Raw genomic sequence first — 5,628 nt, 5'->3', positions numbered from 1 at the left:
CTTTTAAGATTTGGCACCGACCTACTCTCCCACGTGTTACCGCAGTACCATCGGCTCTGGTGGGCTTAACTTCTCTGTTCGGAATGGGAAGAGGTGGACACCACCGATATAGGCACCTAAATATTTTTATTTGAGCTGAAAGGATAAAGCTCAAAGATTAAAGCTGTTTCTATCACGCTTTAGTCTTTAGTCTTTTAGCTTTCCGCTTAAATGACATATTATTGAAAGAAGTTAAGTTTTGAAGAACAAACAACAGTCTGTCCAGCTTTGAAAGCTTCGGATGATTAGTACTACTCGACTGTGCTGTCACCAGCTTTACATCTGTAGCCTATCAACGTAGTAGTCTGCTACGGTCCTATATGGAATTCTCATCTCGTGGCTAGTTTCGCACTTAGATGCTTTCAGCGCTTATCTATTCCCAGCGTAGCTACTCTGCAATGCCCCTGGCGGAACAACAGATTCACTAGAGGCTGGTCCAACCCGGTCCTCTCGTACTAAGGTCAGCCCCACTCAAAATTCCTACGCCCACAACAGATAGGGACCGAACTGTCTCGCGACGTTCTGAACCCAGCTCGCGTGCCACTTTAATCGGCGAACAGCCGAACCCTTGGGACCTTCTCCAGCCCCAGGATGTGACGAGCCGACATCGAGGTGCCAAACCTCCCCGTCGATATGAGCTCTTGGGGGAGATCAGCCTGTTATCCCCAGCGTACCTTTTATCCTTTGAGCGATGGCCCTTCCATGCAGAACCACCGGATCACTATATCCGTCTTTCGACCCTGATCGACCTGTATGTCTCACAGTCAAGCAAGCTTATGCTATTGCACTCCGCGTACGGTTACCAAGCGTACTGAGCTTACCTTTGAAAGCCTCCGTTACCTTTTTGGAGGCGACCACCCCAGTCAAACTACCCATCAAACAATGTCTCCCGCTTGGCGGGATTAGACACCGAATACAGAAAGGGTGGTATTTCAACGTTGGCTCCACGACGCCTAGCGACGCCGCTTCAAAGCCTCCCACCTATCCTACACATCCTGTATCCAATGTCAATGTTAAATTGTAGTGAAGGTGCATGGGGTCTTTCCGTCCCGTTGCGGGTACCCGGCGTCTTCACCGGGACCACAATTTCACCGAGCTCATGGCTGAGACAGCGCCCAGATCGTTACACCATTCGTGCAGGTCGGAACTTACCCGACAAGGAATTTCGCTACCTTAGGACCGTTATAGTTACGGCCGCCGTTTACTGGGGCTTCGATTCAATGCTTCTCTTACGATGACATCCCCTCTTAACCTTCCAGCACCGGGCAGGTGTCAGGCCTTATACCTCATCTTTCGATTTTGCAAAGCCATGTGTTTTTGTTAAACAGTCGCCTGGGCCTTTTCACTGCGGCTTACATTACTGCAAGCGCCCCTTCTCCCGAAGTTACAGGGCCATTTTGCCGAGTTCCTTAGCCATGATTCACTCGAGCACCTTAGAATCCTCTTCCCGGATACCTGTGTCGGTTTGCGGTACGGGTTTTTATAACCTGAAGCTTAGCGGTTTTTCTTGGAAGTCTGATTACCTGCTCTATCAACTCACCCGAAGGCTCGTCGTACTATCAGCTTTCAGCATCGTTGGCGGATTTGCCTACCATCGATATACCTACGGCCTTTAACGATCTATTCCGTCAGATCGCGGCAGTGTCACTACTCCGTCCCCACATCGCAGTTATAAAAAGTACTGGAATATTAACCAGTTGTCCATCGAATTTCCCCTTCGGGTTCTCCTTAGGTCCCGACTGACCCTGATCCGATTAGCGTTGATCAGGAAACCTTATCCTTTCGGTGGGCGGGTTTCTCGCCCGCCTTATCGTTACTTATGCCTACATTTGCTTTTCTATACACTCCAGCACCCATTACCAGATACCTTCACTGTATATAGAATGCTCCCCTACCGATATATTTCAATCCCATAGCTTCGGTGTACAATTTAATGCCCGTTTATTATCCATGCCCGATCGCTCGACTAGTGAGCTGTTACGCACTCTTTAAATGAATGGCTGCTTCCAAGCCAACATCCTAGCTGTCTGTGCAATCGGACCTCGTTAGTTCAACTTAACTGTAACTTGGGGACCTTAGCTGATGGTCTGGGTTCTTTCCCTCTCGGCGCGTGACCTTAGCACCCCGCGCCTCACTGCCGGTTATATTATATAGCATTCGGAGTTTGTCTGGATTTGGTAGGATTTGACTCCCCCGCACCCAATCAGTAGCTCTACCTCTATATAACTCAATACCGACGCTGTTCCTAAAAACATTTCGGGGAGTACGAGCTATTTCCCAGTTTGATTAGCCTTTCACCCCTACCCACAGATCATCCGGAAACTTTTCAACGTTTATCGGTTCGGTCCTCCAGTACGTGTTACCGCACCTTCAACCTGTCCATGGGTAGATCACAAGGTTTCGCGTCTACCTCCTCTGACTATACGCCCTATTCAGACTCGCTTTCGCTTCGGATCCGTGCCTGAAGCACTTAACCTTGCCAGAGAAGAGTAACTCGTAGGCTCATTATGCAAAAGGCACGCCGTCACACCACTTGGATGCTCCGACCGCTTGTAAGTACACGGTTTCAGGTTCTATTTCACTCCCCTGTTCGGGGTTCTTTTCACCTTTCCCTCACGGTACTGGTTCACTATCGGTCTCTCAGGAGTATTTAGCCTTACCGGATGGTGCCGGCTGATTCCCACAAGGCGTCTCCGACCTCGCGGTACTCAGGATACTGCTAGGCTAGCATTCTATACGTGTACTGGGCTATCACCATGTATCGCCGGGCTTCCCATCCCGTTCCACTTCTGTTTGCTAATGCCACGTTGCAGTCCTACAACCCCCACTTTGCCGTAACAAGGTAGGTTTGGGCTCTTTCCCTTTCGCTCGCCACTACTCAGGAAATCATTGTTATTTTCTCTTCCTCTGCTTACTTAGATGTTTCAGTTCGGCAGGTTTGCTCATTATATGTGACATGTCTTCAACATGCCGGGTTGCCCCATTCGGAAATCTTCGGATCACTTCCTATTTGCAAATACCCGAAGCTTATCGCAGCTTATCACGTCCTTCATCGCCTCTGAGAGCCAAGGCATCCCCCGTGTACTCTTTTTTACTTTCTTCTACTCATATGCCTTTTGCGCCATATGGTATGCTTTTTTTGCTCTTGTCATGATGTCTCATACTTGTTGGTTGATTGCTCTTCCTTCAAGTGAGCACAAACACAACAGTCGCCTATTGTTGTTTGCTCTTCTTTTTTAACTTCTTCCAATATGTCAAAGAACTTTATTAAGGTATAACCCTTAGGGTATAAAAGTCCGGGTGTCATGTGCCCATCCTTAAGCCTAAGCTTATTCCTTATTAGTAAAAACTGCGGTCTCGAACCGTTTCAGATGTCCTGTTCAGTGCATCTGTGCCCCATGGCGTTTCTTTCTTAATCTTTATGTCAATGTATATTACCGATCCCGATAATCTCTGTATTTTTGTGTTTTTTGAAAGCTTTCCGCTTTGGTCTTTAAGCTTTATGCTCAAATGTGGAGAATAACGGAGTCGAACCGTTGACCTCCTGCGTGCAAGGCAGGCGCTCTAGCCAGCTGAGCTAATCCCCCAAAAGTTAGTTATCAGTCTGCAGTCATCAGTTTCCAGTTATCAAAACCGTAAACTATAAACCGCCAATTGTAAACTCTTAATGTAGTCCCGTCCAGATTTGAACTGGAGACCCCTACATTATCAGTGTAGTGCTCTAACCAGGCTGAGCTACGGGACTATGGTTTTAAGGCAGGCAGCTGTTCGCAGTATATAGTATCTTACCGCTACTGCTTCCTTTGGCTTACCCCATTTCAAGTTCCGTTAAGCTTACCCTTACAGTAGCCCACCGTTGTCTTCTGGGTGTTTCTTTTTTTTCTCTTGTGCTTTTTAAAGTATCCGGTATAAACTATCAACCTGCCTTTCAGCTTTGGTCTTTATGCTTTAACCTTTTACCTTATTGAAATATCATGTTGCGTGGCGAGTAGGCGGTGCTACTCCAGAAAGGAGGTATTCCAGCCGCACCTTCCGGTACGGCTACCTTGTTACGACTTAGCCCCAGTTACCGGTTTTACCCTAGGACGCTCCTTGCGGTTACATACTTTAGGTACCCCCAGCTTCCATGGCTTGACGGGCGGTGTGTACAAGGCCCGGGAACGTATTCACCGCGTCATTGCTGATACGCGATTACTAGCGAATCCAACTTCATGGGGTCGAGTTGCAGACCCCAATCCGAACTGTGAACGGCTTTATGAGATTCGCATACCGTTGCCGGCTAGCTGCCCTCTGTACCGTCCATTGTAGCACGTGTGTAGCCCCGGACGTAAGGGCCATGATGACTTGACGTCGTCCCCTCCTTCCTCTCTGTTTGCACAGGCAGTCTGTTTAGAGTCCCCACCATTACATGCTGGCAACTAAACATAGGGGTTGCGCTCGTTGCGGGACTTAACCCAACACCTCACGGCACGAGCTGACGACAGCCATGCAGCACCTAGTTTCGTGTGATTGCTCAAGGTACTATCTCTAGTACCGTCACTAACTTTCAAGCCCGGGTAAGGTTCCTCGCGTATCATCGAATTAAACCACATGCTCCTCCGCTTGTGCGGGCCCCCGTCAATTCCTTTGAGTTTCACCCTTGCGGGCGTACTCCCCAGGTGGAACACTTAACGCTTTCGCTTAGCCGCTGACTGTGTATCGCCAACAGCGAGTGTTCATCGTTTAGGGCGTGGACTACCAGGGTATCTAATCCTGTTTGATCCCCACGCTTTCGTGCCTCAGCGTCAATAAGACCATAGTAAGCTGCCTTCGCAATCGGTGTTCTGAGACATATCTATGCATTTCACCGCTACTTGTCTCATTCCGCCTACCTCTAGTCCATTCAAGCCCATCAGTATCAAGGGCACTGCGATAGTTGAGCTACCGTCTTTCACCCCTGACTTAACAGGCCGCCTACGCACCCTTTAAACCCAATAAATCCGGATAACGCTTGGATCCTCCGTATTACCGCGGCTGCTGGCACGGAGTTAGCCGATCCTTATTCTTCCGGTACATTCAGCTTCCTACACGTAGAAAGGTTTATTCCCGGATAAAAGCAGTTTACAACCCATAGGGCAGTCTTCCTGCACGCGGCATGGCTGGTTCAGAGTTGCCTCCATTGACCAATATTCCTTACTGCTGCCTCCCGTAGGAGTCTGGTCCGTGTCTCAGTACCAGTGTGGGGGGCCATCCTCTCAGATCCCCTAGTCATCGTCGCCTTGGTGGGCCGTTACCCCGCCAACTAGCTAATGACACGCATGCCCATCTTTATCCCATAAATGTTTGATCATTGCACTATGCAGTGCTGTGATTTTATGCGGTATTAATCCGGATTTCTCCGGGCTATCCCCCTGATAAAGGTAGGTTGCATACGCGTTACGCACCCGTGCGCCACTTTCATGCCCAGCAAGCTGGACAATCTCGTTCGACTTGCATGTATTAGGCCTGCCGCTAGCGTTCATCCTGAGCCAGGATCAAACTCTCCATTGTAAAATGTGTTGTAAGATGCTGACCAGTTTTAACTATTGTTAAAAATAGTCTTCTTTTTTT

Annotated in this window: 2 tRNA genes and 3 rRNA genes; all 5 read right to left on the bottom strand. The window is 48.7% G+C overall.

Annotated features, from left to right (window positions below):
• Positions 1-8: 8 nt before the first annotated feature.
• The 5 genes from rrf to FHT21_RS24805 all read right to left on the bottom strand — a co-directional run bounded on the left by rrf (position 9) and on the right by FHT21_RS24805 (position 5,568).
• A 5S ribosomal RNA gene (rrf, locus tag FHT21_RS24825) occupies positions 9-120 on the bottom strand.
• A 145-nt stretch (positions 121-265) separates the two neighbouring features.
• Positions 266-3,140: ribosomal RNA gene (locus tag FHT21_RS24820) — 23S ribosomal RNA — on the bottom strand.
• A gap of 412 nt (positions 3,141-3,552) precedes the next feature.
• Positions 3,553-3,626 (bottom strand) — tRNA-Ala (locus FHT21_RS24815).
• Positions 3,627-3,709: 83 nt separating this feature from the next.
• Positions 3,710-3,784 (bottom strand) — tRNA-Ile (locus FHT21_RS24810).
• 262 nt (positions 3,785-4,046) lie between these two features.
• Positions 4,047-5,568, bottom strand: a 16S ribosomal RNA gene (locus FHT21_RS24805).
• Together the 16S, 23S and 5S rRNA genes with 2 tRNA genes alongside form the textbook arrangement of a ribosomal RNA operon.
• Positions 5,569-5,628 lie beyond the last annotated feature (60 nt).

Origin of the sequence: Pedobacter sp. SG908, from assembly GCF_011759615.1 — a bacterium.
Taxonomy (GTDB): domain Bacteria; phylum Bacteroidota; class Bacteroidia; order Sphingobacteriales; family Sphingobacteriaceae; genus Pedobacter; species Pedobacter riviphilus.
This window is presented reverse-complemented; position numbering and strand designations above follow the sequence as displayed.